This is a genomic window from Roseateles sp. NT4, from assembly GCF_051857475.1.
In the GTDB taxonomy this organism is placed as follows: Bacteria; Pseudomonadota; Gammaproteobacteria; order Burkholderiales; family Burkholderiaceae_C; genus Pelomonas.
Window position 1 is genome coordinate 454,338 of sequence record NZ_JBPZGZ010000004.1, and the last position, 26,206, is coordinate 480,543.

The 26,206-nt window shown below is 67.7% G+C and carries 27 protein-coding genes; 11 read left to right on the forward strand and 16 right to left on the reverse strand.

Annotated features, from left to right (window positions below; all coding sequences use genetic code 11):
* Positions 1–351 precede the first annotated feature (351 nt).
* Entirely contained in the window at positions 352–1,752 is a 1,401-nt protein-coding gene (locus tag ACS5PN_RS25215; RefSeq protein WP_439466776.1) for a wax ester/triacylglycerol synthase domain-containing protein, read from the reverse strand.
* Positions 1,753–1,817: 65 nt separating this feature from the next.
* Positions 1,818–2,771 carry a ribosome biogenesis GTPase YlqF gene (gene ylqF, locus ACS5PN_RS25220; protein ID WP_439466777.1) on the reverse strand — a complete coding sequence of 318 codons (954 nt, stop codon included), beginning with the start codon at positions 2,769–2,771 and terminating at the stop codon, positions 1,818–1,820.
* A gap of 109 nt (positions 2,772–2,880) precedes the next feature.
* On the opposite strand from ylqF, the gene ACS5PN_RS25225 reads away from it, so the two are divergent.
* Positions 2,881–3,273 carry a cold-shock protein gene (locus ACS5PN_RS25225; RefSeq protein WP_439466778.1) on the forward strand — a complete coding sequence of 131 codons (393 nt, stop codon included), beginning with the start codon at positions 2,881–2,883 and terminating at the stop codon, positions 3,271–3,273.
* Between the two features lie 90 nt (positions 3,274–3,363).
* Here ACS5PN_RS25225 and ACS5PN_RS25230 read toward each other — a convergent pair whose 3' ends face one another.
* The 6 genes from ACS5PN_RS25230 to ACS5PN_RS25255 all read right to left on the reverse strand — a co-directional run bounded on the left by ACS5PN_RS25230 (position 3,364) and on the right by ACS5PN_RS25255 (position 9,611).
* Positions 3,364–3,681 (reverse strand): energy transducer TonB, encoded by a 318-nt coding sequence (locus tag ACS5PN_RS25230; RefSeq protein WP_439466779.1) that lies wholly within the window; start codon positions 3,679–3,681, stop codon positions 3,364–3,366.
* Positions 3,682–3,710: 29 nt separating this feature from the next.
* On the reverse strand, positions 3,711–5,258 hold the full coding sequence (locus ACS5PN_RS25235) for a methyl-accepting chemotaxis protein (RefSeq protein ID WP_439466780.1): 1,548 nt from the start codon (positions 5,256–5,258) through the stop codon (positions 3,711–3,713).
* A gap of 257 nt (positions 5,259–5,515) precedes the next feature.
* Positions 5,516–6,796: a c-type cytochrome gene (locus ACS5PN_RS25240; RefSeq protein WP_439466781.1), complete on the reverse strand. Its 1,281-nt coding sequence runs from the start codon at positions 6,794–6,796 to the stop codon at positions 5,516–5,518.
* Complete coding sequence (locus ACS5PN_RS25245; protein ID WP_439466782.1) at positions 6,793–7,485, reverse strand: c-type cytochrome; 693 nt, start codon at positions 7,483–7,485, stop codon at positions 6,793–6,795. Before ACS5PN_RS25245 ends, ACS5PN_RS25240 begins: the two co-directional genes overlap by 4 nt.
* A 45-nt stretch (positions 7,486–7,530) precedes the next feature.
* Positions 7,531–8,940 carry a PLP-dependent aminotransferase family protein gene (locus ACS5PN_RS25250; protein WP_439466783.1) on the reverse strand — a complete coding sequence of 470 codons (1,410 nt, stop codon included), beginning with the start codon at positions 8,938–8,940 and terminating at the stop codon, positions 7,531–7,533.
* On the reverse strand, positions 8,937–9,611 hold the full coding sequence (locus ACS5PN_RS25255; RefSeq protein ID WP_439466784.1) for a YggS family pyridoxal phosphate-dependent enzyme: 675 nt from the start codon (positions 9,609–9,611) through the stop codon (positions 8,937–8,939). The genes ACS5PN_RS25250 and ACS5PN_RS25255 overlap by 4 nt, the downstream gene beginning before the upstream one ends.
* A 27-nt stretch (positions 9,612–9,638) precedes the next feature.
* Here ACS5PN_RS25255 and ACS5PN_RS25260 point away from each other — a divergent pair, with 27 nt between their 5' ends.
* Genes ACS5PN_RS25260 through ACS5PN_RS25270 form a run of 3 tightly spaced genes read left to right on the forward strand, consistent with a single transcriptional unit; the run spans position 9,639 to position 12,730 of the window.
* On the forward strand, positions 9,639–10,682 hold the full coding sequence (locus ACS5PN_RS25260) for a type IV pilus twitching motility protein PilT (protein ID WP_439466785.1): 1,044 nt from the start codon (positions 9,639–9,641) through the stop codon (positions 10,680–10,682).
* An 18-nt stretch (positions 10,683–10,700) separates the two neighbouring features.
* Positions 10,701–11,837 carry a PilT/PilU family type 4a pilus ATPase gene (locus ACS5PN_RS25265; RefSeq protein WP_439466786.1) on the forward strand — a complete coding sequence of 379 codons (1,137 nt, stop codon included), beginning with the start codon at positions 10,701–10,703 and terminating at the stop codon, positions 11,835–11,837.
* Between the two features lie 2 nt (positions 11,838–11,839).
* On the forward strand, positions 11,840–12,730 hold the full coding sequence (locus tag ACS5PN_RS25270) for an NAD(P)-dependent oxidoreductase (RefSeq protein ID WP_439466787.1): 891 nt from the start codon (positions 11,840–11,842) through the stop codon (positions 12,728–12,730).
* 79 nt (positions 12,731–12,809) lie between these two features.
* On the opposite strand, the gene ACS5PN_RS25275 is transcribed toward ACS5PN_RS25270, so the two are convergent.
* Genes ACS5PN_RS25275 through ACS5PN_RS25285 form a run of 3 tightly spaced genes read right to left on the reverse strand, consistent with a single transcriptional unit; the run spans position 12,810 to position 14,421 of the window.
* Positions 12,810–13,421 carry a BON domain-containing protein gene (locus tag ACS5PN_RS25275; RefSeq protein ID WP_439466788.1) on the reverse strand — a complete coding sequence of 204 codons (612 nt, stop codon included), beginning with the start codon at positions 13,419–13,421 and terminating at the stop codon, positions 12,810–12,812.
* A 19-nt stretch (positions 13,422–13,440) separates the two neighbouring features.
* Positions 13,441–14,010 carry an SIS domain-containing protein gene (locus ACS5PN_RS25280; RefSeq protein WP_439466789.1) on the reverse strand — a complete coding sequence of 190 codons (570 nt, stop codon included), beginning with the start codon at positions 14,008–14,010 and terminating at the stop codon, positions 13,441–13,443.
* A gap of 18 nt (positions 14,011–14,028) precedes the next feature.
* Positions 14,029–14,421 carry a YraN family protein gene (locus tag ACS5PN_RS25285; RefSeq protein WP_439466790.1) on the reverse strand — a complete coding sequence of 131 codons (393 nt, stop codon included), beginning with the start codon at positions 14,419–14,421 and terminating at the stop codon, positions 14,029–14,031.
* Here ACS5PN_RS25285 and rsmI point away from each other — a divergent pair.
* Positions 14,420–15,343, forward strand: coding sequence for a 16S rRNA (cytidine(1402)-2'-O)-methyltransferase (rsmI, locus tag ACS5PN_RS25290; RefSeq protein WP_439466929.1), 924 nt, complete (start codon positions 14,420–14,422; stop codon positions 15,341–15,343). The two genes, ACS5PN_RS25285 and rsmI, sit on opposite strands and share 2 nt — an antisense overlap.
* Here rsmI and ACS5PN_RS25295 read toward each other — a convergent pair.
* Together ACS5PN_RS25295 and ACS5PN_RS25300 are read right to left on the reverse strand one after the other, a co-directional pair.
* Positions 15,321–16,508: a PQQ-dependent sugar dehydrogenase gene (locus ACS5PN_RS25295; RefSeq protein WP_439466791.1), complete on the reverse strand. Its 1,188-nt coding sequence runs from the start codon at positions 16,506–16,508 to the stop codon at positions 15,321–15,323. The two genes, rsmI and ACS5PN_RS25295, sit on opposite strands and share 23 nt — an antisense overlap.
* A gap of 117 nt (positions 16,509–16,625) precedes the next feature.
* On the reverse strand, positions 16,626–16,964 hold the full coding sequence (locus ACS5PN_RS25300; protein ID WP_439466792.1) for a hypothetical protein: 339 nt from the start codon (positions 16,962–16,964) through the stop codon (positions 16,626–16,628).
* A gap of 135 nt (positions 16,965–17,099) precedes the next feature.
* Here ACS5PN_RS25300 and tldD point away from each other — a divergent pair, with 135 nt between their 5' ends.
* Positions 17,100–18,563 carry a metalloprotease TldD gene (gene tldD / locus ACS5PN_RS25305; protein WP_439466793.1) on the forward strand — a complete coding sequence of 488 codons (1,464 nt, stop codon included), beginning with the start codon at positions 17,100–17,102 and terminating at the stop codon, positions 18,561–18,563.
* 7 nt (positions 18,564–18,570) lie between these two features.
* Positions 18,571–19,053 (forward strand): DUF5063 domain-containing protein, encoded by a 483-nt coding sequence (locus ACS5PN_RS25310; protein ID WP_439466794.1) that lies wholly within the window; start codon positions 18,571–18,573, stop codon positions 19,051–19,053.
* Positions 19,054–19,066: 13 nt separating this feature from the next.
* Here the strand turns inward: ACS5PN_RS25310 and ACS5PN_RS25315 are convergent, their stop codons facing one another.
* Positions 19,067–19,849: a fumarylacetoacetate hydrolase family protein gene (locus ACS5PN_RS25315; protein WP_439466795.1), complete on the reverse strand. Its 783-nt coding sequence runs from the start codon at positions 19,847–19,849 to the stop codon at positions 19,067–19,069.
* A 255-nt stretch (positions 19,850–20,104) separates the two neighbouring features.
* Between ACS5PN_RS25315 and ACS5PN_RS25320 the strand changes: the two genes are divergently transcribed.
* Both ACS5PN_RS25320 and ACS5PN_RS25325 read left to right on the forward strand, forming a co-directional pair.
* Complete coding sequence (locus ACS5PN_RS25320) at positions 20,105–21,229, forward strand: 3-deoxy-7-phosphoheptulonate synthase (protein WP_439466796.1); 1,125 nt, start codon at positions 20,105–20,107, stop codon at positions 21,227–21,229.
* A 14-nt stretch (positions 21,230–21,243) separates the two neighbouring features.
* Positions 21,244–21,555, forward strand: a complete 312-nt coding sequence (locus ACS5PN_RS25325; RefSeq protein ID WP_439466797.1) for a hypothetical protein — start codon at positions 21,244–21,246, stop codon at positions 21,553–21,555.
* Here ACS5PN_RS25325 and ACS5PN_RS25330 read toward each other — a convergent pair.
* Entirely contained in the window at positions 21,518–22,504 is a 987-nt protein-coding gene (locus tag ACS5PN_RS25330) for a PEP-CTERM sorting domain-containing protein (RefSeq protein WP_439466798.1), read from the reverse strand. The genes ACS5PN_RS25325 and ACS5PN_RS25330 overlap by 38 nt on opposite strands.
* 129 nt (positions 22,505–22,633) lie before the next feature.
* Complete coding sequence (locus ACS5PN_RS25335; RefSeq protein WP_439466799.1) at positions 22,634–23,257, reverse strand: 2OG-Fe(II) oxygenase; 624 nt, start codon at positions 23,255–23,257, stop codon at positions 22,634–22,636.
* Positions 23,258–23,364: 107 nt separating this feature from the next.
* Between ACS5PN_RS25335 and htpG the strand changes: the two genes are divergently transcribed.
* Both htpG and ACS5PN_RS25345 read left to right on the forward strand, forming a co-directional pair.
* Positions 23,365–25,245 (forward strand): molecular chaperone HtpG, encoded by a 1,881-nt coding sequence (htpG, locus tag ACS5PN_RS25340; RefSeq protein ID WP_439466800.1) that lies wholly within the window; start codon positions 23,365–23,367, stop codon positions 25,243–25,245.
* Between the two features lie 49 nt (positions 25,246–25,294).
* Positions 25,295–26,116, forward strand: a complete 822-nt coding sequence (locus ACS5PN_RS25345) for an alpha/beta fold hydrolase (protein WP_439466801.1) — start codon at positions 25,295–25,297, stop codon at positions 26,114–26,116.
* The last annotated feature ends 90 nt before the right edge of the window (positions 26,117–26,206 follow it).

The following is a 26,206-nucleotide window of genomic DNA, read 5'->3' on the forward strand; positions in this document are numbered from 1 at the left end:
GAGCAGGGCCTGTTAACGCTACGGCAATGGGTCGCGCAGGCCCGCCGCAAGGGGCCAATCTAGACGCAGCGCGCCGCCCGCACTCGCGTGCGGGCCAGGGCTGCAACAACGAGTGGCCCCTTGCGGCGGGCCTTCCCGAAGGGTTGAGGCCAGAAAGGCCGCATGCTGTGTTGCAGGCCTTGCAGGCCGCGCCAAGCCATAGGCTTGGCCCTTCGCCAGGCACGGTCAGGCCTTTGGGCCTGCCCGTGTCCGGGCTCAGCCTCGCTGGGTCGACACCCAGCTTGCGGTCTGCTGTCGTGTCTGCGGCCTTTCTGGCCACAACGCGACCCGCTGCCATGGCGCCAACAGACCCTAAAGCCCGACGGCCTTTTCAAGCGTCGCGATCTCTTCCTCGACGTAGGTCGCCAGCCGGCCCAGATTGGGCAGGGCGTCGGTCGCGATGAGGCCGAAGTACAGCGTGCCGGCGTAGCTGAACAGCGTGATGTTGAGCAGATGCGTGGCCGGCAGCGTCGACACCGGGTGCATCTCCAGCAGCGGCGCGCCTTTCAGGTAGAGGCGTTCCGCCGGCCCCGGCACGTTGGACACCAGCGTATTGCCCATGGGCGTGACGAGGTCGGCCAGCTTGAACATGCCGGCGATCTGGCCGAGCAGGCCGGTCAGGATGGTGTAGGTCTCGACGGCCTCGGGCGCCACCGCGTCGATCATGGCCCGCACATTGCGCAACGAGTAGCCGACATTGCGCAGGCGCACGTAGGCGTCGTCCGTGGGCGGCGACAGGTCGACCAGGATGATGCCGATCTTGTTGCCGCCGCTCTTCTCGCCTTCGCGGCGCAGGTTGACCGGCATCTGGATGGTGATGGGCCGGTCCAGTTCGACGCCTTCATCCGCCAGGTAGCGGTGCATGGCGCCGTCCAGGCAGGTCAGGGCGACATGGTTGAGCGTGGCGCGCGACACCTTGCGGATGGCGTCGATGCGGGCCATGGGCACGGCGGCGGTGGCGAACTGGCGGCCTGGCGTGGCATTGCCGGTGAAGGGCGTGTTGCCGCTGGCCATGAAGGGCAGGGCGATGGCGTTCTTGGTCAGCTTGACGGCTTCCAGGGCCAGCATGGCGGTGAGCCGCCCAATGCCGACGGCGCGCTTGCTGTTGGCGGTCAGCTGCTTCCACACCGTGCCGGCGACGGCCTGGTCCAGGCGCTTCTTGCCCTTGAGGCCACCGCTGCGCCGGGTGTGGTCGAAAGTCCAGACCGGCGTGACGGTGTCGTCGTCGGGCGTGGTGCGCAGGGACTCGACGCCCCAGCGGGTCATCGTGATGCCGTCGGCCACGGCATGGTGCATCTTGTAGTAGATGGCGAACTGCTTGTCCCAGAGCCCGGCGATGACATGCACCTCCCACAGCGGGCGGCTGCGGTCCAGCACCGGCTCGTGCAGCTCCGACACCAGGGCGTACAAGGCCTCGCGGTCGTTGTGGCCGGCCTTCATCTTGTGGAAGAAGACATGCTGTGACAGGTCGACCGACTCGGCCTGGCTCCAGCTCGGCATCAGCGTCGGCGAGACGAAGTTGATGACGGCATCGAAGGGCGGCTGCACGTCGGTGTGGGTCAGGAACTCCTCATAGAGCTGCTTGGCGAAATTGGCGCCGCCACCTTTCACCCCTTTGGGAATCTGGTGGATATGCAGGCCCGCCACATGCTTGGGACTGGCCTCGCTCTCGGCGATGAAGAAGGCGAGGTCGAGCAGGGAGAGTCGGCTCATGGTGTCTCCGTCGTTCTGTTGCGGCCCAGCATAGAGGCGCACGTCCAACGGTCAAGGTCGGGGATTTACGCGTCGCCAGAGGACGACGCTCGCTTGCCGCTGCGCCTTTCCTTGTCGGCTAGGCGCGCGGCTTCCGCCGCAGCAGCCTTGCGCTCCTCTTCGTCGGCGGCGGCCCGGCGCCAGGCGCTCATCTCCTCGGGCGTCTCCAGCGTGATGCGGCCCAGGGACGCACCGCGGAAGTCCATCAGCACGGCTTCGGCGGCCTTGTGCATCTGCACGGCACCTCCGCGGATCTTGGCGCCGCGCTTGACGCCGATGGCCTCCAGCACGGCGTAGTCGGCGCCCAGCTCGGCCAGGCCATAGCGCTCCTTGAGCCGCTCGGGATAGTGGCGCTTCAGCACAGCGATCAGCTCCAGCGCCACCTCTTCCTCGTCGAAGGCATTGCGGCCGATGGCGCCGCTGGCGGCCAGGTGGTAGCCGCTCTGCTCGATGGCGATGCGCGGCCACAGCATGCCGGGCGTGTCGAACAGGTAGAAGCCGTTCTCCAGCACGAACTTCTGTTCCAGCTTGGTGATGCCGGGCTCGTCACCGGTCTTGGCGGCGCGCTTGCCCACCAGGGTGTTGATCAGCGTGCTCTTGCCGACGTTGGGGATGCCGCAGATCAGCACGCGCAGTGGCTTGTGCATGTCGCCGCGCAGCGGTGCCAGTTCGCGGCAGGCCTTGATGAGGGCACGCGCCGGCGCCTTCTCGCCGGCGTCCAGCGCAATCGCGCGGGTGTGCGCCTGCGCGTTGTAGAAGTCCAGCCAGGCCGCGGTCTGGGTCGGGTCGGCCAGGTCCTGCTTGTTCAGCACCTTCAGCGAGGGGCGGCCCGTGGTCAGTGCCGCCAGCAGCGGGTTGCTGCTGGACCCCGGCAGGCGCGCATCGAGCAGCTCGATGACCACATCCAGCCCCGCCTTGACGCGATCCTTGATCGCCTGGCGGGTGGAATTCATATGGCCGGGGAACCAGTTGATGGGCATGCGCTGAACGGGCTGAAGTGAGGGAAGGGCGGATTGTCGGGGGCTTACATCCGGTTTCGGCCACCCCCGCGACCTCCCCCAATATTTAGGGGTAGTCGTTGAGGTCCATATGAGATTCGAAGGAGTGCTGAGCGCCTGGAACCACGATGCGGGTTATGGCGCCATCCGGCCGATTGGTGGTGGGGAAGAGGTGTTTGTCGGCCTGACCGCCTTCCCGACCGATGGTGAGGGACCGCGTCCCGATGAGCCGCTGAGCTTTGAAATTGTGACGGGGCGTGACGGCCGCAAGCAGGCCGTGAATCTCCGGCGCCTGCCGCGTCACCTCAGTTCGGCGCTGCGCGAAGCCAATGGCGGTGCCCGCATCCGCGCCCGCCAGGCCCAAAAGAAACGGCGCCTGGGCCTGATGGCCGGTGGCGCCGTGGTCACGGTGATGCTGGTGCTGGGCGGGATGCACTGGTCCGCAGAGCGGGGCGTGGAAGTGCCCGCGGCGATGCGGCGCTAGGCGCTAGCTGCTGCTCATGCCTTCCGGCCTGCATGCCGGAAGTCCTCAGGCAGGCGAGAAACGCCGCGCAGGCGGCGTTTCTGTCCGGCCTTAGTCTTCGTTCTTGAAGACGAGCTTGACTTCGTGGGTGCCCTTTTCGCCCGGCTCGAACTTCCACTCCATCAGCGCGGACTTCACGGCGCGGTCGAAGACACGCTTGGGTTCGGCTTCAACGATCTCGACGTCGCTGACCTTGCCGTCGGCTTCGATGGTCAGCTTGGCCTTGACCGAACCAGCGGAAATGCCCTTCTTGGTGGCCTCTGCCGGGAACTCCGGCGGCACCTTCTTGACGACCTTGGGCGTGGCCTGGGCGGCAAGGGCCAGCATCAGGCTGGCGGCGAGGACGGTGGCGGAACGCAGGAGTGACATGGCGAACCTCGGGAAGTGGGTGATGGGGTTCAGGCGGCGCGGAAGAAGCCGACCGCCTCGATCAGGCGGGTCGAGCTGTCGCGCAGCGCGTCGGCCGAGCGGCTGAGATCGCCGACCAGGCTGGTGTTCTGCTGGGTGGCCTTGTCGAGCTCGTTCATGGCGCCGTTGACGACGCCCACGCCCGTGGCCTGCTCCTGGGCCGAGTGCGAGATCTCTTCGATCAGCTGGCCCATGTTGTTGACTTCGTCGACAACGCTGCGGATGGTGACGCCGGCGTTGTTGACCAGGGTGGTGCCGTTCTCGACCTTCACCGTCGATTCCTGGATCAGCACCTTGATTTCCTTGGCGGCACCGGCCGAGCGCTGGGCCAGGGCCCGCACTTCGGCGGCCACCACGGCGAAGCCGCGGCCATGTTCGCCGGCACGGGCGGCTTCCACCGCGGCATTCAGGGCCAGGATGTTGGTCTGGAAGGCGATGCCGTCGATGACGCCGATGATGTCGCCGATCTTCTTAGAGCTGGCGCTGATCTCTTCCATGGTCTCGACGACCTTGGCGACGACGGCGCCACCGTTGCTGGCCGACTGGCGGGCCGTCACGGCGATGCCGGCGGCGCGGCGGGTCAGGTCGCTGGCGCCCTTCAGGGTGGACGCAATCTCTTCCACCGAGGCGGCGGTGTTCTGCAGGCTGGCGGCGGAGCGGGTGGTGCGCTCGGCCAGGTTGGAATTGCTGTCGGCAATGGAGCCGGAGTTCTGGGCCACTTCGCTGGCGGCCGTGGACACGTCGCGCACCACGCCGGACAGGGCGGTCTGCATGTCCTTCATGGCCTGCAGCATCTGGCTCAGCTCGTCACGGCCTTCGACCTGGATGTCTTGCGTCAGGTCGCCGGCGGCGATGGCTTCGGCGGCGAGCTGGGCCTTGCGGGCCGGGCCGACGATGGAGCGCGAAATGACCAGGAAGCCACCCACGCCGAGGGCAACGGCGGCGACAACCAGCACGACAGTCAGCATGACGGCATTGCGGGCGCGCTCGTTGCCGGCGGTGGCCAGGGCCTTGCCGTTCTCGAACTGCATGTCCACCAGCTTCTTCAGGCCTTCCTGCAGGGCGGCCTGGGCCGGGCGCAGATCGGTGATCAGGCTTTCGCGGGCCTCGTCGGGCGTGCCGTCGGCCTGGACCTTCTGGAACTTCTCGAGGGCAGCCAGGAACTTGGTCTTGTGGCCGCGCACGTCGGCGACTGCGGCCTTCTCGGCGTCGTCGGCGACCGCTTCTTCCAGGCTCTTGAGCTGCTTCTCGCCCTCTTCCAGGGCGTCGGCGATGGCCTTCTTCTGCTTCTTGATGGCACCGGCGGTGTCCAGCAGCAGCAGATCGCGCACGGCGCGCGAAATGATGTTGACCTGACTTTCCAGGCCGTTGGCGGCGCCGATCTTGACCAGGCTGGAGTTCGCCGTGCGGTCCAGATCCTGGGCCAGGCTGTTGGCGCTCTTGCCGCCGAAGAAGCCAATGAAGATCAGCAGCACGATCAGCAGACCGAAGCTCACCAAAAGGCGCTGGCCGATGCGCAATTGCGTCAGGAAGTTCATGCTGTTCAGGTCCTTGTCCTGTGATCTCGGGTATCGGCGGCGGGCTGCCACTCTTGATTCAACGACGACTGTAGGCCTGTCGGCCCTGTTTTTGCGGCCCTACCCAGGGGCCGGCGCGCAGTGTGTCGCGACCTGTGACCATTTGCTTCATGCTTGCAGCAGGCTTGCGTGAAAACGTTCACGTCGGCTCCCACGCCCCGGGGCTTGCCTGCAACGGGTTTACAGAGCGGCAACGCGCCTTTCGAGCACCGCAGCGCTCAGTGCTGGGCCGCGGCGGCGCGCAGCCGCAGCACCTCGACGGCATCGATCTCGCCGGCCCGGTGACCCCAGGACTGGCGCAGATGGCTGGCCAGGGCGGCCAGGTCTTCGGCGTCGAGCACGCCCGCAAAAGGCGGCATGCCATAGGGACGCGGGTGGCCGGGCGTGGCCGGTGCAAAGCCGCCGCGCTCGATGACGCGGATCAGGTTGGCTGCACTGGCCTGGGTCACGATTCGGCTGCCCGCCAGGGCCGGGTAGGCCGGGGCACCGCTCTCGTCACGCCGGCCTTCGCCGCGTTCGCCATGGCAGGCCGCGCAATGCTCGCGGTAAAGGCCAGCGCCGCGTTCGCGCCGGCGCGGGTTGGAGGTGGCCGCCTCGGGCCTGGACACCATCTGTTCGGGCAGGGCGCGCAGATAGGCGCTCATGGCGGCGAGGTCGCCGTCGTTCAGGGCGGCCGTGCTGCCGAGGATGACTTCGCCCATGGGGCCGAGGGCGCCGTGGCCCTCGACATGGCCGTCGCGCAGCCAGCGCTGCAGCGTTGCGTCGGGCCAGCGCTGAACGCCGGCCTCGGCGGGGTCATGCAGGGATGGGGCGACCCAACCCAGGCCACTCAGCAGGCCACCGCGGAAGTCGGCGGCGCCGCGATCGCCGCCGAGCGCATTGCGGCCGGCATGGCAGGCGCTGCAGTGGGCGAGGCCCTGGCTCAGGTAGGCGCCACGGTTCCAGGCCGCGTCACGGGCCGGATCGGGCTGGTAGCTGCCGGGCTTGAAGTAGAGCGCTCGCCAGGCGGCGATGGCGAGCTGGCTGCCGTAAGGCCAGCGCAACTCGTGTTCGCGACGCGGGGCTGCGACTGCCGGCTGCGCCTGCAGCCAGGCATGCAGGGCGTCGGCATCCTCCCGGCTGATCAGCGTCGTGTTGGTGACCGGATGGGCCGGCACCAGCAGGCGGCCATCGCGGCTGCGGCCTAGATGCAGGGCCTGCCAGAAGTCGCCGGAACTCCAACCGCCTAGGCCCGTGGTGTCGGGTGTCAGATTGGAGGAGAAGACCGTGCCGAAGGGCGTCGGGATGGCGCGGCCACCGGCCAGGCGCTGGCCGCCGCGGGCCGTGTGGCAGCCGGCGCAGTTGCCGACGGCGGCGAGATAGGCCCCGCGTTCGAGCTTGACCGGTGCCGTTGACGCGGGCGTTGCGTCGCCCAGGCCGCGCTGCCAGGCCAGCAGGCCGAAGCCGGCCGCCGTGACCAAGGTGGCCAGTACGATGAGGCCGATGAGCAGCCGCTTCATGGCTGGATGCCGCCGCAGCGGATGGGTGGCGGGCTGGGCAGGGTGGCCGCAGGATGCGGGTCGGCCGGAAGCGGCCGGGCGGCCAGGAACTGCGTGATGGCGTTGATCTCGCCTTCGGTCAGGGTCTTGGCGATCTGGGCCATGCAATCCGGCGCCTGGGCGCGCCGCTGGCCACTGCGCCAGGCGCCGAGCTGACCGTTCAGATAGTCGCGCGACAGGCCGAGCAGGCCGGGGACGGCGGGCTGGGTGCCGGTCAGGCGTTCGCCATGGCAGGCGACGCAGGCGGGCAGCTTGCGGGCCGCGTCGCCGCTGCGGATCAGGCCTTCGGCGCGGGCCAGCTCGGCGGCGGGCAGCGCGGCTGGCTGGGGCGGCGGATAGGGCAGGTCCAGGGACGCGAAATGGCCGGCCAGCTCCTTCAGATAGGCGTCGGACAGGGGCCCAATGAGTTCGCTCATCAGGCCGTAGTCGCGCCGGCCATCGCGGAAGTTCAGCAGCTGGTTGTAGAGATAGCCGGCCGGTTTTCCCGCCAGGCGGGGGTAGTAGCCGTCAGGAGCGGCGCGGCCCTCCTTGCCGTGGCAGCCGGTGCAGGCCAGGGCCCGCTGCGCCAGGCTGTCGGGCACGGGTTGGGCCTGGGCCGTCAGGGCGGCCAGTCCCAGTGCGGCGGCGAGCAGGCGGATCGTTGAGCGCATGGCCCGGCATCTTGCCTGGGCGGCGGCCGGCCGGTAAGGAGCAGATCAGATCGTCTGCGACCGTATCAGTTCGCCCAGTCGGGCCACGGCAGCGGCCAGCGCCGGTGTCCAGGGCTGGCCGGAATTCAGGCGCAGGCAGTTCCGGAAGCCGCCGCTGGCCGAGAACAGCGGGCCAGGCGCCAGGCTGATGCCCTCCAGCAGCGCGGCGGACTGCAGGGCCAGACTGTCGTGGCCCGGTGGCAGCTCGACCCACAGGAAATAGCCCCCCTGTGGCGGGGTCACGCGCGTGCCGGGCGGGAAGTGCGCCAGCACCGCGCTGCGCAGGGCCCGCTGCTGCGCGGCCAGGGCGCGGCGCAGCGCCCGCAGATGGCGCTCGTAGTCAACGCCTTCCAGGTAGTGGGCAATGGCGGCCTGGGCCGGCCAGGAGCCGGACAGGCTCTGGCTGAGCTTGGCGCGCCGCAGCGCCGGAGCGAAGCGGCCGGCGGCCACCCAGCCGACGCGGTAGCCCGGTGCCAGCGTCTTCGCGAACGAGCCGGCATGCAGCACCTCGCCCCGGGTCGAGAAGGCCTTGGCCGGCAGCGGCGGCGTGCCCTGGTGCTGCAGTTCGGCATAGACGTCGTCCTCGATCAGCGGGATGCCTTGCGCCCCCAGCAGCTCGACAAGGGCGCGCTTTTTGTCAGGCGGCATCAGGCTGCCCAGCGGGTTCTGGAAGCTGGTCATCAGCCAGCAGGCCTTGGGTGAGTGGCGCTCGATCAATTCGGCCATCGCGCCCAGGTCGGCGCCTTCGGCAGGGTCGGCGGGCACCTCGACGGCGCGCAGCCCGAGGCGCTCCAGTGCCTGCAACGCGGCGTAGAAGCAGGGCGCCTCGACGAGCACCGCGTCGCCCGGGCGGGTCAGCAGCTGCAGCGACAGGTTGAGCCCCTCCAGCGCGCCATCGGTCAGCACGATCTCGTCGGGCGTGATGCTCATGCCCAGCCGCAGATAGCGCAGCGCGATCTGGCGCCGCAGGCCCTCGTGACCGCCCGGCAGCTGCTGGGTGAGTTCGGCAGGGTCCAGCTGACGGCTGCCGGCGCTGAGGGCGCTGCGCAGCTTGTCAAAAGGGAAGAGTGTCGGGCTGGGGAAGGCCGAACCCAGCGCCGCGTGGACCGCATGGCCGCCCGTGCCCAGCAGCTGGAAGACCAGCTCGCTGACGGCCACGGGCTGAGGTTCCTGCAGACGGACTGCGGACGGTGCTGCCACCGGCGCGACGAAATAGCCGGAACGCTCGGCCGCCCGCACCAGGCCCAGGGACTCGAGGCGGTGATAGGCCTGAAAGACGGTGGCTGCGCTGCAGCCGCGGCTGGCCTGGGTCTGGCGCACCGAGGGCAGGCGGTCGCCGGGGCGCAGGGCGCCGGCGTGGATGAGTCGGACCAGCTCGTCGGCCAGCCTGCGGTAGCGGGGCGGCTCGGCGCTCACCGCGCGCCGAAGACGGCGGTGCCGACGCGCACCATGGTCGATCCGGCCCGGATGGCGTCCTCCAGGTCGGCACTCATGCCCAGGGACAGGGTGTCGATGCCCAGGCCCTCGGCCTTCAGGGCCTGGAACAGTGCCGCCATGGCCTGATGCTGGGCCATGGCGCCGGGACCGGGCTCGGGGATGGCCATCAGGCCGCGCAGCTTGAGCCCAGGCAGGGCAGCGACCTGGGCGGCCAGCGGGCCGACCTCGGCCGGCAGCAGGCCGCTCTTGCTGGCCTCGGCGCTGATGTTGACCTGCAGGCAGACGTTCAGCGGCGCCAGCCCGGGCGGACGCTGCTCCGACAGGCGCTGGGCGATCTTGAGCCGGTCCACCGAGTGCACCCAGTCGAACTGCTCGGCCACGGGCTTGGTCTTGTTGGACTGCAGGGGGCCGATCAGATGCCAGGCGATCTGGCCACGCAGATCGTCGAGCTCAGCCACCTTGGCCAGGCCTTCCTGGACATAGTTTTCACCGAAGGAACGGGCCCCGGCGGCGAAGGCCTGGCGCACGTCGGAACCCGGGAAAGTCTTGCTGACGACGAGGAGCTGTACCTCGTTGGGTGGACGGCCGGCTGCGACACAAGCCGCATCGATGCGGTTTTTGACGGATTTCAGGGAGTCGGAGATCGCCATAATGGTCCGAGCACTCCACGGAACATCATGGACATCACTCAGCTGCTGGCATTCTCGGTCAAGAACAAGGCCTCCGACCTGCACCTCTCGGCCGGCCTGCCGCCGATGATCCGGGTGCACGGCGACGTGCGCCGCATCAATGTCGAGGCCCTGGACCACCGCGCGGTCCATGACATGGTCTACGACATCATGAACGACTCCCAGCGCAAGGTGTACGAGGACACGCTGGAAGTCGACTTCTCCTTCGAGATCCAGGGCCTGGCGCGCTTTCGCGTCAATGCCTTCAACCAGAACCGCGGCGCCGGCGCCGTGTTCCGGACCATTCCGAGCAAGATCCTGAGCCTGGAGCAGCTCAACGCGCCCAAGGTCTTCGCCGAGCTGGCGCTGCGGCCGCGCGGCCTGGTGCTGGTGACCGGCCCGACCGGCTCGGGCAAGAGCACGACGCTGGCCGGCATGGTCAACCACCTCAACGAGAACGAATACGGCCACATCCTCACCATCGAGGACCCGATCGAATTCGTGCACGAGTCCAAGAAGAGCCTGATCAACCAGCGCGAGGTCGGCCCGCACACCCACTCGTTCAGCAACGCGCTGCGCTCGGCATTGCGCGAAGACCCGGACTGCGTGCTGGTCGGCGAAATGCGCGACCTGGAAACCATCCGCCTGGCGCTGACCGCGGCGGAAACGGGTCACCTGGTGTTCGGCACCCTGCACACCTCGTCGGCTGCCAAGACGGTGGACCGCATCGTCGACGTCTTCCCGGCCGCTGAAAAAGAAATGGTGCGGGCCATGGTGTCGGAGTCGCTGCAGGCCGTGATCTCGCAAAGCCTGTGCAAGCTGAAGGACGGCACGGGCCGCGTCGCGGCCCATGAAATCATGCTGGGCACCTCGGCCATCCGCAACCTGATCCGCGAAAACAAGGTGGCGCAGATGTACTCGTCCATCCAGACCGGCAACAGCCAGGGCATGCAGACCCTGGACCAGAACCTCACCGACCTGGTTCGCCGCAACATCATTTCTCCCGCCGAAGCTCGAGCGAAGGCGAAGTTCCCTGAGAATTTCCCGGGCTGATCGAGAAGGACAAACACCATGGAACGCGATCAGGCCTCGAAATTCATCAACGACCTGCTGCGGCTGATGCTGTCGCGCAAGGGCTCCGACCTCTTCCTGACGGCCGAGTTCCCGCCTGCCATCAAGGTGGACGGCAAGATGACCAAGGTCTCGCCCCAGCCGCTGACCGGCCAGCACACGCTGCAGCTGGCCCGGTCCATCATGAACGACAAGCAGGCGGCCGAGTTCGAGCGCACCAAGGAGTGCAACTTCGCGATCTCGCCGCATGGCATCGGGCGCTTCCGCGTCAATGCCTTCATCCAGCAGGGGCAGGTGGGCCTGGTGCTGCGGACGATTCCGTCGACGCTGCCCACCATCGAGTCGCTGGACCTGCCGGTCGTGCTGCGCGAGGTGGTGCAGCACAAGCGCGGCCTGGTCATCGTCGTGGGCGCCACCGGCTCGGGCAAGAGCACGTCGCTGGCCGCCATGATCGACGAGCGCAACGAGACGACCTATGGCCACATCGTGACCATCGAGGACCCGATCGAGTTCGTGCATCCGCACAAGAACTGTATCGTCACCCAGCGTGAACTGGGCCTGGACACGGACAGCTGGGAAGCCGCGCTGAAGAACTCGCTGCGCCAGGCACCCGACGTCATCCTGATGGGCGAACTGCGCGACCGCGAGACCATGGAGCACGCCGTGGCGTTCGCCGAGACGGGCCACCTGTGCATGGCGACACTGCACGCCAACAGCGCCAACCAGGCCCTGGACCGCATCATCAACTTCTTCCCGGAAGACCGCCGCCAGCAGCTGCTGATGGACCTGTCGCTGAACCTGCGCGCCCTCGTCAGCCAGCGCCTGCTGCCGCGCCGCGAGGGCAAGGGTCGCGTCGCCGCCGTCGAGATCCTGCTGAACTCGCCGCTGATCTCCGACCTCATCTTCAAGGGCGAGATCAGCGAGATCAAGGAGCTGATGAAGCGCTCCCGCGAGCAGGGCATGCAGACCTTCGACCAGGCCCTGTTCGACCTGTACGAGGCCGGCAAGGTCACCTATGAAGACGCGCTGCGCAACGCCGACTCGGTCAACGACCTGCGCCTGCAGATCAAGCTCAACAGCGAGCGTGCCCGCGCCGGCGACCTCGCCTCCGGCACCGAACATCTCACCATTCTTTGAGCATGAGCACCCGCAGCTACGACCCCGTTCCCGCCCGCCGCGTCGCCTTCCTGGGCCTGGGCGTCATGGGCCATCCCATGGCCGGCCATCTGGCCCGCGCCGGCCACCAGGTCACGGTCTACAACCGCACGACGGCCAAGGCCGAGGCCTGGGTCAAGGACTATGGCGGCGCCTTTGCCGCCACGCCGGCCGAGGCCGTGAAGGGCGCCGAGTTCGTGTTCTGCTGTGTCGGCAACGACGACGACCTGCGCTCGGTGGTGCTGGGTGAGGCCGGCGCTCTGGCCGGCATGACCTCGGGCGCCATCTTTGTCGACCACACCACCGCTTCGGCGGCCGTGGCGCGCGAGCTGCATGCCGAAGCTGCGAAGCGCGGCGTCGCCTTCGTGGACGCACCGGTCTCCGGTGGCCAGGCCGGCGCCGTGAATGGCGCGCTGACGGTGATGTGCGGCGGCGATGCGGCGCCTTTCGACATGGCCAAACCCATCGCGCTGGCGTTTGCCAAGGCCGTGACCCTGCTCGGTGGCCCGGGCTCGGGCCAGCTCGCCAAGATGGTCAACCAGATCTGCATCGCCGGTGTCGTGCAGGGCCTCTCCGAAGCCGTGCGCTTCGGCCAGAACGCGGGCCTGGACATGGCCCAGGTGCTCGAGGTCATCGGCAAAGGCGCCGCCCAGAGCTGGCAGATGGACAACCGCGGCAAGACCATGGTCGAAGGCAAGTTCGACTTCGGCTTTGCCGTCGACTGGATGCGCAAGGACCTCGGCCTCGTTCTGGACGAGGCGCGCCGCAACGGCTCACGCCTGCCAGTGACCGCGCTGGTGGACCAGTTCTATGCCGACGTGCAGGCCATGGGCGGGAAGCGCTGGGATACGTCCAGCCTGATCAAGCGCCTCTGAAGAAACAACGCCACAGAGACACAGAGGGAGCGCGGAGAAATTTCTCCGTGTCTCAGTGCCTCCGTGGCTGCTTTCGGACTTACTGCTTTTTAGGCGTAATGCGAGCGAGTTCGTCCTCGCTGATGATGTCGAACACCTTCACGACCTTCTTGACGCCATTGACGCCACGCGCGATGTCGGTGGCGCGGTTGGCTTCGCGTTCGGTGACGCGGCCCAGCAGGAAGACCTCGCCGCGTTCGACGACGACGTAGAAGGCGTTGCTGAGCAGGTCGGGCGCGTCGATGAGCGAGGCCTTGACCTTGCTCTTCAGGACGACGTCGTTGGAGCGGCCGCTCAGCGCGCTGAGCATGGTGACGGCCGTCTCGTTCACCACGCGGGTGACGTTCTCGACGCCGCCGACGATGCGCTCCAGCGCCTCGCGATCGGCTTCGGTGCGGGCTTCGCCGGTGATCAGCGCGACGCGGTTGTAGCTGTTGACGTTGACGTGGACCTTGTCGCCGAGCTGCTCGCGGATGCGGGCGCCGGCCTTGAACTCGATGGTCTCGTCCTCGAGCTGGGTGGCCGAGGTGCGGCGGTCGGTCGCGACGCTGACACCGCCCACCATGGCGCCGCCGATCAGCAGCGGGGCGCAGCCGGTGGCGAGCGTGCTGGCGAGGATGGCGGCGGTCAGGGCGAGGCTGAGCTTTTTCATCTGTAGGTTTCCAATCGGGTTATTCATCGCTGCCGAGCAATTGCACGTCGACGGCGTCGATCAAGGCGTGCAGCAGCACGCGCTGGGCTTCGATAACGCGCGGCTCACGGCCGTGGCTGACGCGAATCTGGATATCGGTGTCTTGCAGCAGGCCACGCCACTCGTCGGTGGCACCACCCGTCAGCGCGATGACGCTCATCTCCTGCGAATGCGCCACCGCCAGCGCGCCTGACCAGGCGTCGCGTTGCTCGCGCAGCGGCTCGATCATGATGAGGACGTCGCCCGGGTGGCCATGGGCCTGCAGCAGCCGGGCCAGGTCCAGGCCGGCGGCGTCGCGGGTCTGGGCGGCCAGGCTCCAGGCGGCCAAACCCGGGCGCTCCTGCTCGAAGCGGCCCGCCAGGCGGGCGGCCAGGTAGTCGGCATCCATGCTGGCCAGGCCTTGGGCGGCGCAGAGGATGCGATTGCCGCCGGTGATGGCGTCCACCACCATCTGTGCGGCCATCGCCAGGGGTCGTGCCAGCTGCTCGGCGGCTTGGTAGAGCAGGTCGGCGCTTTCGAAGAACTGCTGTTGTATGCGTTGTTCAATCATGCGGCGCGAATGATAGGGTCAACCCGCATCGAAGGCGGCGCGCAGCCAGGTGAGGTTGTCACCATCGATGGCGACCACGTCAAAGCGGCAGGGCGGCGGGCTGGCGTGGCGCAGCAGATAGTGCTGCGCGGCGTAGATGAGGCGCTGCTGCTTGGCGGTCGTCACGCTGGCGGCTGCCCCGCCGTGGGAATCGTCAGCCCGGGCCCGCACCTCGACGAACACGAGGGTGCCGTCGCGATCGGCCATGATGAGGTCCACCTCACCCGCGCGGCGGCTGGGGCCGGCGCCGACTCGATAATTCCTCTCCAGCAGGCGCAGGCCGGCGGTTTGAAGATGAGCGAGTGCGGCATCTTCGGCCGCGTCACCGCGCGTCTTGGTATCCGGTTTTGAACGAGAGCCCCAGTTGAACATTGCTGTTTCCGATCAGTCCCTGCTGCGCCAGGCCGCAGCGGCCGCGGCCGGTGGCCAGCAGTATCCGGCCGCCACCCTCTATCTGGTCGCGACACCCATCGGCAACCTGGCCGACCTGAGCCTGCGCGCCATCCACCTGCTCGGCCTGGTGGACGCCCTGGCCTGCGAGGACACCCGCCAGGGCGGCTCGCTGCTGCGCCATCTGGGCCTGCACAAGCCACTGATCGCCGTGCACCAGCACAACGAGCGCGAGGGCAGCGCCGGCGTCGTCGCGCGCCTGGCCGCGGGGGAGCGCGTGGCCTATGCTTCGGATGCCGGCACGCCGGCCATCTCCGATCCGGGCGCCGTGCTGGTGCAGGAGGTGGTGGCCGCCGGCTATCGCGTGCTGCCGCTGCCGGGGCCAAGCAGCGCGGCAACTGCGCTGAGCGTGGCTGGCGATACGGCGGCGACGAGTTTTGCCTTCGTCGGCTTCCTGCCGACCAAGGCCGGCGAACGGCGCACGGTCTTGCAGGCGGTGCTGGCCGTGGAAGGCCAGAGCCAGGTGTTGTTCGAGGCGCCGCATCGCATCGAAGACCTCATCGCTCTGCTGGCCGATCTGGCGCCGGCGCGGCGCGTGACGGTCGGCCGAGAGTTGACCAAGCAGTTCGAGACCGTCCACACAGCCGAGGCTGCGACTTTGCCGGCTTGGCTGGCGGCCGACGCCCAGCGCCAGCGCGGCGAGTTTGTCCTCGTGCTGCACGCGGCAACACCCCTGGCCGCCGCAGACGATGACCTGCCCGCCGAGGCGCTGCGGGTGCTGGCCCTGCTCGTCGCCGAGCTGCCGCTGAAGCAGGCGGTGGCGCTGGCGGCGCAGATCACTGGTGCGCCGCGCAACCAGCTCTACAACGCCGGGCTGAAGCTCAAGCGCGGCGGCGACGAGTGAGCAGGCTGCCGGCGGCCAGGCCCAGGGCCAGCAGCAGGGCCGGCGCGGGTTCGGGCACGGCAGCAGCCGCCAGCTGGTAGATGTTGCCGTTGATGCCGACGGCGTAGAGGGCGCCGTCGCCGCCTTCGCCAAAGCTGGTCAGCGTGGAGCCGCCAAACGGTGTCGCCAGCGGCGTGACCGTGCCGCTGCTGAAGCTCCAGATGCGGCCGGAGATGAAGTCGCCGAAGACGTATTTGCCTTCCAGGCTGGCATCCGCCCCGCCGCGATAGACATAGCCGCCGATGACGGTGGCGTCGCCGTTGGCGCGGCCGTAGTCGTAGATCGGATTCGTCAAGTTGGGCGGGGTCGGGTCGCTGATGCCGGGCGTGGCGATCGATCCCTCGCGCACCCGCCAGCCGTAGTTGGCGCCGCGCCCCAGGCCGGCAGCGGCGGAAGCGAAGTTGACTTCCTCTCGCGCGCCCTGGCCGACGTCGCCTATCCACAGGTCGCCGGTCTGGCGGTCGAAGCTGTTGCGGAAGGGGTTGCGCAGGCCATAGGCCCAGATTTCGTCATTGCCGGCCACGCCGACAAAGGGGTTGTCCGTCGGCACCGTGTAGCCGCCTGCGGCGTTCGGCGTGATGCGCAACAGCTTGCCCAGGTTGCTGTTCAGATTCTGGGCGTTGTTGTCGGGATCGTTGCCGCTGCCGCCGTCACCGGTGGCGATGTAGAGGTGGCCGGGGTCGGCGCTGCTGAAGCCTATCCAGCCGGCCTTGTGGTTGTTGCGGCCGGCGGGCTGGGCCACCGTGATGATGGTCTTGGCGCTGGCCAGATCCACGGCGCCCGAGCTGTTGACCGTGTAGCTCGCGACGACGGTGTTCAGCGTCGTCTTGTCGATGTAGTCGACATAGAAGCGGCCGTTGCTGGCAAAGCCGGGATCGAAGGCCAGGCCCAGCAGGCCGCGCTCGCCGCCGGTGTCGACCTGGCCCGACAGGTTGAGCCAGGTGGAGACCGTGCCGCCGCTGTCCTGGGTCTTGATGAGTCCGCCCTTCTCGACGACGAAGAGTCGCGAGTCGCCGACGGGCGCGGTCAGGAAGACGGGCTGGCTGTAGCCGGCGCCGACCTGGGTGTAGGCGAGGGCGGCGCTGGTGCCGGCCAGGGCCAGCGTGGCGATCAGCAAGGACTTCATGCGGCGCTCCGGTTCGATACCGATGCGTCGCATGCTGGCCGGGCCTGGGGCCCGCCAACATCCCTAGCAGGGGCCTGCCAGGGACGGATTTGTTAGCAGCCGTAATGGGTGGTCATTTCAGCCCGGTGCGCTGGCGGCACGCGCGTTGTGCTTCTTGCGGTGGATGTCGCGGCTGGCGCCGTCCTGCATGGCCGTGATGTGGCGGCGCTCCTTGGCGGTGACCGTGCCATCGGCTTTGGCCTTGGCCTCGGCGTTGTCGACGCGAGCCTGCTCTTTCTCCAGGCGCTGGGTCTCGTGGGCCGTCAGCGTGCCGCTGGCAGCGCCCTGGGCGATGCGGGCCTGCTGGTTGGCTTCGCGCTTGTCGATGCGCGGCGTGTTGGTACCCGGGGTCTGGGCAAAGGCGCTGGCGCCGGCCAGGGCCAGCAGGGCGATCAGGGTCTTGTGAGCGGTCTTCATGCGGGGCTCCTTGTGGGTGTTGGGTTGCAGGGCCCGTCCACAACGAGGCCTTTGTAACCGTGGCCGACATGATCTTGGTAAAGAAGCAATGCCATGTCTTCCAACTCCTGACGGGGAGCTTTCTAGAATCAGGCCATGATCGCCGTCGAACCCACCCTGGCCCGCCTGGCCACCGCCCGCTCGCAACTGCTGGAGCCCTTCGGCCTGACCGAGGCCTCGCTCTCGCAGGCGCTGCGCCTCATCACCGAGCACCGCGTCGACGATGCCGACCTCTATTTCCAGACCACGCGCGCCGAGGGCTGGAGCCTGGAGGAGGGCATCGTCAAGAGCGGGTCCTTCAGCATCGACCAGGGGGTCGGCGTGCGCGCCGTGGCCGGTGAGAAGACGGCCTTCGCCTATTCCGACGACATCTCGCTGGACTCGCTCCTGGACGCCGCCCGCACCGTGCGCACCATCGCCGCGGCCGGCCAGAGCAAGAAGGTGAAGGTGCCTTCGCAGGGCCGCGTCGCCGGCAGCCGCGAGCTGTATGGCGTGTCCGACCCCATCGCCAGCCTCGACAGCGCCGCCAAGGTCGCCCTGCTGGAGCGCGCCGAGAAGATGGCCCGCGCCAAGGATCCGCGCGTGGCGCAAGTGATGGCTGGCCTCGCCGCCGAGCACGAGGTGGTGCTGATCGCCCGCGCCGACGGCACGCTGGCGGCCGACGTGCGCCCGCTGGTGCGCCTGTCCATCACCGTCATCGCCGAGAGCAATGGCCGCCGCGAGGTGGGCTCGGGCGGCGGCGGCGGCCGTTTCGGCCTGGCCTATTTCACCGACGAGATGATCGCCAGCTATGTCGAGCAGGCCGTGCACGCCGCGCTGACCAATCTCGAAAGCCGCCCCGCGCCGGCGGGTGAGATGACCGTCGTCGTCGGCCCCGGCTGGCCCGGCGTGCTGCTGCACGAGGCCGTCGGCCACGGCCTGGAAGGTGACTTCAACCGCAAGGGCTCCAGCGCCTTCTCCGGCCGCATCGGCCAGCGCGTGGCGGCCAAGGGCGTGACGGTGCTGGACGACGGCACCATCCCCGACCGCCGCGGCTCGCTCAATGTCGACGACGAGGGCTGCGCCAGCCAGCGCAATGTGCTGATCGAGGACGGCATCCTGAAGGGCTATATCCAGGATGCGATGAATGCCCGCCTGATGAAGGTGGCGCCCACCGGCAACGGCCGCCGGGAAAGCTATGCCCACGTGCCCATGCCGCGCATGACCAACACCTACATGCTGGGCGGCAAGGACGATCCCCAGGAGATCGTCGCGTCGATCAAGAAGGGCCTGTACGCCACCAACTTCGGCGGCGGCCAGGTCGACATCACCAGCGGCAAGTTCGTGTTCTCGGCCAGCGAGGCCTACTGGGTCGAGAACGGCAAGATCCAGTACCCGGTCAAGGGCGCCACCATCATCGGCAATGGCCCCGACGCCCTGACCCGCGTCAGCATGATCGGCAATGACATGGCCCTGGACACCGGTGTCGGCGTCTGCGGCAAGGAAGGCCAGAGCGTGCCGGTGGGCGTCGGCCAACCGACACTGCGGATTGATGGGTTGACGGTGGGCGGGACAGCCTGACGCACCTGTGAATCGCTCCGACGTCGCTGAGGCGGGATTCGCCGAACTTGCTCGTGGTTTTTGTGCGTGGTGCGAAGGTGAGTCTCTAGGAGACAGTCCGGAAGCCACTGCGGGACAGTGGATCGCTAGGCTTCATGCGGCGGCGCTGGCCTTGCCTGACGTCGGTGCGGATAACGCTGACGGACTTCCCGATCTGCCTGAGCGAGAAGCTGTCAGGGCTGCAGCGAATATTGCTCGGTTTGCCGGCTGCCACTACCGAGAATTCTTCGACCCCGATCCCTCGCTGCAAAACGAGGCTGTCATGGGAGACATCGGTGATGACCTGTTGGACATCTACGAGGACGTGAAGGCAGGGCTCGTCTTGACGGACCAAGGTCGGGGGGCCGACGCGTTGTGGCATTGGTCGTTTCTGCACAGGATCCATTGGGGACGCCACGCTGTTGGTGCGATGTTCGCGCTGCACTGCATGACTGCCAACAAATCGACCTGAAAGGCAGTGGAGGTCATCCGGCCACCACCTTCACGCTCAACAGCGGCAGGCCCGCAATCGACCCTTCCATCAAATCCCCAGCCACCACCGGCCCCACGTTCTCCGGCGTGCCGCTGAAGATGATGTCGCCGGGCATCAGCTCGAAGGCCTGGGACAGCTGGGCGATCTGCTCGGCGACGCTCCAGATCATCTGGTTCAGGTTGGCGTCCTGCTTGACCTGGCCATTGACCTTCAGCGTGATGGCGCCGGCCGTGAAATGGCCGACCTGGGCCACGCGGTGGATGGGGCCGATGGGCGCGGAGCGATCGAAACTCTTGCCGATCTCCCAGGGCTTCTTCTGGTCGCCCATGCCGCGCTGCAGGTCGCGGCGCGTCATGTCCAGGCCGACGGCATAGCCATAGACGAGGTCCAGCGCCTTCTCCACCGGTACATTGCGGCCGCCCTTGTGCAGCGCCGCCACCAGCTCCAGCTCGTAGTGGTAGTTCTTGGTCAGCGGCGGGTAGGGGTGGTCGGTCGTCTTGCCAATCGCGACGAACTGAACGGCGTCACTGGGCTTCTGGAAGAAGAAGGGCGGCTCGCGCGTCGGGTCCGAACCCATCTCGCGAGCATGGGCCGCGTAGTTGCGGCCTATGCAGTAGATGCGGCGCACCGGAAAGACTTCGGCGCTGCCGGCAATCGGCACCGAGGGCGGGGCAACCGTGAAGGGCGACGCGGCAGAAGCTGCCGTGGTTGTGCAGGCGCAACCGGCCGTAGCAAGACCCGTGACCGCGGCGCCGAGGGCGTGGCGTCTTTGCATGGCTTGTCTCGAGTAATCGAGGCATTGATTGGCGGCCAAGCGCTCGCCAGGGTCAAGCCGGGCTTGCCCGCTGCCGAAAGCTCATTCCGGCTGGCGTGCTAGATTCCGTTCCCATGTCCAGCGCCGCATTCTTTAGCTTTTGGTTTTTTCCCCGCCCCGGCGGTGGAGAGTCCTGAGCGCGCGCGCTGAACACAGAACTCCCCAGAACCGCCGGGCCCCAAAGCCCGGCGGTTTTTCTTTTTGAGGTGCCCGAAGATGAACGCCAAAGTCTCCTCCGTCGAACCCGAAGCCCAGCGCTGGTACTCCCAGGACGACAAGACCAGCGCCACCGATGACGAGCGCATCCTCGACATCACGCCGCTGCCGCCGCCGGAGCATCTGATCCGCTTCTTTCCCATCCGCGGCACGGCGATGGAAGGCCTCATCAGCAACACCCGCCAGCGCATCCGCAAGATCATGAGCGGCGAGGACGACCGCCTGCTCGTCGTCATCGGCCCCTGCTCCATCCACGACCCCAATGCCGCCATCGAGTACGCGCGCCGCCTGAAGGTCGAGCGCGAGAAGTACACCGACACGCTCGAGATCGTCATGCGCGTCTACTTCGAGAAGCCGCGCACCACGGTGGGCTGGAAGGGCCTGATCAACGACCCCTACCTCGACGAGAGCTACCGCATCGACGAGGGCCTGCGCATCGCCCGCCAGCTGCTGCTGGAGATCAACCGCCTGGGCATGCCGGCCGGATCGGAGTTCCTGGACGTCATCTCGCCGCAGTACATCGGCGACCTGATCGCTTGGGGCGCCATCGGCGCGCGCACGACCGAGAGCCAGGTGCACCGCGAGCTGGCCTCGGGCCTTTCGGCGCCCATCGGCTTCAAGAACGGCACTGACGGCAACATCAAGATCGCCACCGATGCCATCCAGGCTGCGGCCCGCGGCCACCACTTCCTGTCGGTGCACAAGAATGGTCAGGTCGCCATCGTCGAGACGCGCGGCAATGCCGACTGCCACGTCATCCTGCGCGGCGGCAAGGCGCCCAACTATGACGCCAAGAGCGTCGCCGAAGCCTGTGCCGACCTGGACAAGGCCAAGCTGCCGCAGCGCCTGATGGTGGACTGTTCGCACGCCAACTCCAGCAAGCAGCACCAGCGCCAGCTGGACGTGGCGCGCGACATCGCCGGCCAGATGCGCGAGGGCAGCAATGCCATCTTCGGCGTCATGGTGGAGAGCCATTTGAACGATGGCGCCCAGAAGTTCACGCCGGGCAAGGACGACCCCGCCGCACTGGAATACGGCAAGAGCATCACCGACGCCTGCCTGGGTTGGGACGACTCCCTCGCCGTGCTGGACGTGCTGTCCCAGGCGGTCAAGGCGCGCCGCTGACACAATCGGCGGCCATGCAAGCCCGCATCACCGTCGTCTTCGCCACCGGCGCGCCGGTCGACATTCAGCTCGACGGCGCCGAGGTGCTGAGCTTCGAGGCCGCGCGGCGCTGGCTGGACGACAACTTCGTGCGGCTGGAATGCGAGCCCCTGCGTGGCTCGGGCAAGGTGCTGCTGGCCGACAAGCTCGTCGGCATTGCCCTGGCCGCCGGGCCGGCCGCGTTTGCGGACGAGGCCTGGGCCCTGGACTACGCCCGCGCGGCGGCTGGCGCCCTGTCCAAGGCCCTGATCAAGGTCGACGTGCCGCGCCTGGCCGTCTCCTACTGAGCGTCAGCAGGGCCAGCAGGCCCACGCCCATCATCAGCAGGGATGCCGGTTCGGGCACGGGGCTCGTGAAGGGCTGGGCGAAGTTGAAGCCGCTCGCTCCGAGTGCCGAATAGCCGATGGCATTTCCGGCTGCATCGGTGACGCCGCTGATGCCGCCCCAGCCCAGGGTATGGGACAGGTCGGTGACGAAGCCGGCCGAGTTGCTGCCGTAGATGAAGCTGGCACCTGCCAGCGAGGTGGCACTGGCCGCCATGTGCAGGTTGATGGGTGTTCCGAAGACGAAGCTGACAGTGAAGGTCTTGGTACCGAAGCCGTCGTGCCAAGACTCGCTCGTCACGATGTTGTCGGACATGGAGATGGCGTGATCCGCATGCCAGGCGACGCTGGTGGCCAACGGAGGATTCGGTACGGAGCCCGTCGTCAGCGAAAAGTCGGCCGTCCACTGTCCACCGACGCCGGAAGCAGGGCCCCCGCTACCGCCAATCTGGCCATGCGCGACGATCGAGAAGCTCAGGCTGCCCACAGCGCCGTTGCCGCAGACCGCGAGGTTGCCGCATTGGGACGCAAGGATGGTGAAGGCGTCATCGAGGCTGGCATTCGCGCCGCCGCCGCCCTGGGCACTCATGTTGGAGCTGCCGATGCCCTGGACCACGCCGCCGGAGGCCGCTGACACGCGCAGCGCCCCAGGCACCGCCGATGCGAAAGCCGCGGACGACCCTTCGGCCTGGGCCATGCCGCCAGGCCCGAAGTTCTCGCGCTGTGACGACGCGGCCGAGAAGGTCAGCGGTGTGGCGCCGGCGCCAGACTGGTAGTCGGTCTGGCCGGGGATGTTCATGGTGCCGCTGGTGGCCTGCACCGTGGCGGTGAAATGCGGCGCGGCCGCGGCGATGCCAGCCAGAAGCGACAGACCCAGGCCCGCCAGCAGACGGTTGTTTCGCAAACCAGGCATTGCGCTCTCCCCACGCGTCGTACGGACGCAGCGCTGGCAATGGTAGGCAGGCGATGAGCCCTTGTGCCGCGTCGTCCTCGGTAGCGGGGACGAAGCCGAAATCGATGTCCGGTTTTGCCGATCTGTCCCCTATGTCCCGGCTGTCATCGCGCGCAGCGCGTCCAGGCTGGGGAAGCTGGACGTGCTGGCGCCCGTCAGGGGAAAGTACATGACGTCGCTGCGCAGCATGTATTTGGTGCCCGAAGTGACCAGGGAGCCGCGGTGGCGCAGCCGGTGCGGAAAGATGACGACATCGCCCTCGTCGCCGCGCACCTCGATGAGCTGGCCGTCGATGTCGAAGGTCGTCTCGCCACCCTCGTACTCGGCGCCGAGATAGATGAGGAGGGTCAGCAGGCTGCGTTCGCCGTTGCTGCGCTCGAAGGGGCCGTCCACATGCCAGTCGAACTTCTGGTTCTGGGCATAGCGGTAGAAGCGAAAGCGCTCGTTCAGGCCGGCGATGCCTCGACCCATCCAGACCGGCGGCAGATCCAGGGCGACGCGCTTCCACACTTCCTGGGCCAGCTCGGCGCTGTCGAAGATGACGCGGTCGTTGTTGCGGACCTCGGTTTCCAGCTTCACGCCGGTCAAGGTGTTGACGGTGGCCGGCTGGAAACCGAAGCCTTCGGCCTGGGCGATGAAGCGCCGGCTGTCGGTGGGCGAAAAGACGTTGGACAGGCGGTTGATGCCGTGTCCCAGGTTCTGGAGGGTGGCCATGACGGGAATGGGTTTACGCTGCCGGGCCTTGAAAGCCGCCGGGCCGGCCTCAACTGGTCGCCCGTCGGGCGGTACAGCCCAAGATTTCCCGAAATTTTCCCATCGCCATGACCAAGCAAACCCACGCCTTCCAGGCCGAAGTCAAGCAGATCCTCCACCTCGTCACGCACTCCCTGTACTCCAACAAGGAGATCTTCCTGCGCGAGCTGGTGTCCAACGCCAGCGACGCCTGCGACAAGCTGCGCTTCGAGGCCCTGGACAACGCGGCCCTGTTCGAGGGCCAGCCTAACCTGGAAGTGCGCGTCAGCTTCGACGAAGAAGCCAAGACGCTGACCATCAGCGACAACGGCATCGGCATGAGCGCCGAGGAGGCGGCTTCGCATCTCGGCACCATCGCCAAGAGCGGCACGCGCGAGTTCATGGCCAAGCTGGAAGGCGACCAGAAGAAGGACGCCCAGCTGATCGGCCAGTTCGGCGTGGGCTTCTATTCGGGCTTCATCGTCGCCGACCGCATCACCGTCGAGACGCGTCGTGCCGGCCTGCCCGCCGACCAGGGCGTGCGCTGGAGCAGCGAAGGCACCGGCGAGTACGAGATCGAGACCATCAACAAGCCGGGCCGAGGCACCGACGTCATCCTGCATCTGCGCGACGGCGAGGAAGAGTTCCTGAAGAACTGGCGCGTCAAGTCGACCATCAGCAAGTACAGCGACCACATCTCCCTGCCCATCCTGATGAAGAAGGAAGAGTGGGACGCCGACAACGCCAAGCAGGTGGTACTCGACGAGTGGGAGCCGGTCAACAAGGCTTCGGCCCTGTGGTCGCGTTCCAAGAGCGAAGTCACCCAGGAACAGTACGAAGAGTTCTACAAGCAGATCAGCCACGACAGCGACGCGCCGCTGGCCTACACCCACAACCGCGTGGAAGGTCGCAGCGAATACACCCAGCTGCTCTACATCCCGGCCAAGGCCCCCTTCGACCTGTGGAACCGCGACAAGCGCGGCGGCGTCAAGCTCTACGTGAAGCGCGTCTTCATCATGGACGATGCCGAGGCGCTGATGCCGGTCTACCTGCGCTTCGTCAAGGGCGTCATCGACTCGGCCGACCTGCCGCTGAACGTCTCCAGAGAGCTGCTGCAGGAAAGCCGCGACGTGAAGGCCATCCGCGAGGGCTCCACCAAGCGCGTGCTGGGCATGCTGGAAAGCCTGGCCAACAGCGAGGACGAGGCCGAGCGCGCCAAGTACGCGGCTTTCTGGACCGACTTCGGCCAGGTGCTGAAGGAGGGCATCGGCGAAGACCACCAGAACCAGGAACGCCTGGCCAAGCTGTTCCGCTTCGCGTCCACGCATGCGGATGCCAACGTCAGCCTGGCGGACTACGTCGGCCGTACCAAGGAAGGCCAGGACGTCATCTACTACATCACCGCCGACTCACTGTCTGCCGCCAAGCACAGCCCGCAGCTGGAGCTCTTCCGCAAGAAGGGCATCGAGGTGCTGCTGCTGGTGGACCGCGTCGACGAATGGATGCTCAGCCACCTCTACGAGTTCGAAGGCAAGCAACTGCAGTCCGTCGCCAAGGGCGCCGTCGACCTGGGCAAGCTGTTGGACGAGGACGAGAAGAAGAAGGCCGACGAGACGGCCGAGAGCCTGAAGCCGCTGCTCGACAAGCTGAAGGACGCGCTGAAGGACCGCGCCAAGGACGTGCGCGTGACGACCCGCCTGGTCGACTCTCCCGCGTGCATCGTCGTGGAAGAGGGCGACATGAGCGGCCACCTGGCGCGCCTGTTGAAGCAGGCAGGCCAGAACGCGCCCGAAAGCAAGCCGACGCTGGAGATCAACGCGGAACACGCGCTGGTCAAGAAGCTGGACGGCAGCGCTCATTTCGACGACCTGGCCCAGGTGCTGTTCGACCAGGCCGTGCTGGCCGAAGGTGGCCATCTGGAAGATCCCGCGGCCTATGTGAAGCGCGTCAATGCGCTGCTGATCGGCTGAAGCGGCGTCTTTGGGAAGGCTTGAGGTCGAGCGCATAGCCTTCGGGGCCATGCGCTTCCTCGCTTCTCTTTCCCTCGCCTTCACCCTGGCCGGCTGTGCCAGCCTGCCGTCTGGTCAGACAGGCCAGACCGTTCAGGTCGGCCCCAGTCGCATCGCCTATCTGCAGTCCGGCAAGGGCCAGCCGGTCGCCGTCTTCCAGTCGGGGCTGGGCGACGGCAAGGACGTTTGGGGCGATGTGATGCCACGCCTGCCGCCCGGTACCGCCGTCTTCGCCTACGACCGTCCCAGCTATGGCGGCAGCGGCCCCCTCCCCGCGCAGCCGCGCGACCCCTGCGCCATCGCGCATGAGCTGCATGCCGCGCTGCAGGCGGCCGGGCAGCGTCCGCCCTATGTGCTGGTTGGCCACTCCATCGGCGGCCTCTACCAGTACGCCTTCGCCCGCCTCTATCCGAGCGAAGTGGCGGCCCTGCTGCTGGTCGACCCGACGCATCCGGATCACTGGGCCCGCATGCAGCAGGAAGCGCCCGGGCCGGCTCGCCTGCTGGGCGCTGCGCGGGCCAGCCTGTTCAGCGCCGCCATGCGCAGCGAGTTCGACGCCCAGGCTTCGGCGGCGTGCGCTGCCGAACTGCAAGCCCGGCCCGCCCCGCTGATGCCGGTGCGCCTGCTGGTGCGCTCCGACTACGGCCTGGCGGAGAAGGGCGACTTCGAGGCCCTGATGCACCGTCTGCAGGACCATTGGCCGGTGCTGCTGCCGGGTACGACGCGCCGCGAGGTGGCGGGCACCGGCCACTACATTCAGAAGGACAGGCCCGGCGTCGTCGCCGAGGAGCTGAACGCGCTGATCCAGGGGGCGTCGACCCGTCAGAACTGAGGCTTCGGCCGTCTTTACGTGGTTTTGTGACGGTTTTGAGACAACTCCCGCCGCTGCGGGCTTTCGCACGAGTCGACTCGCCGCTACCCT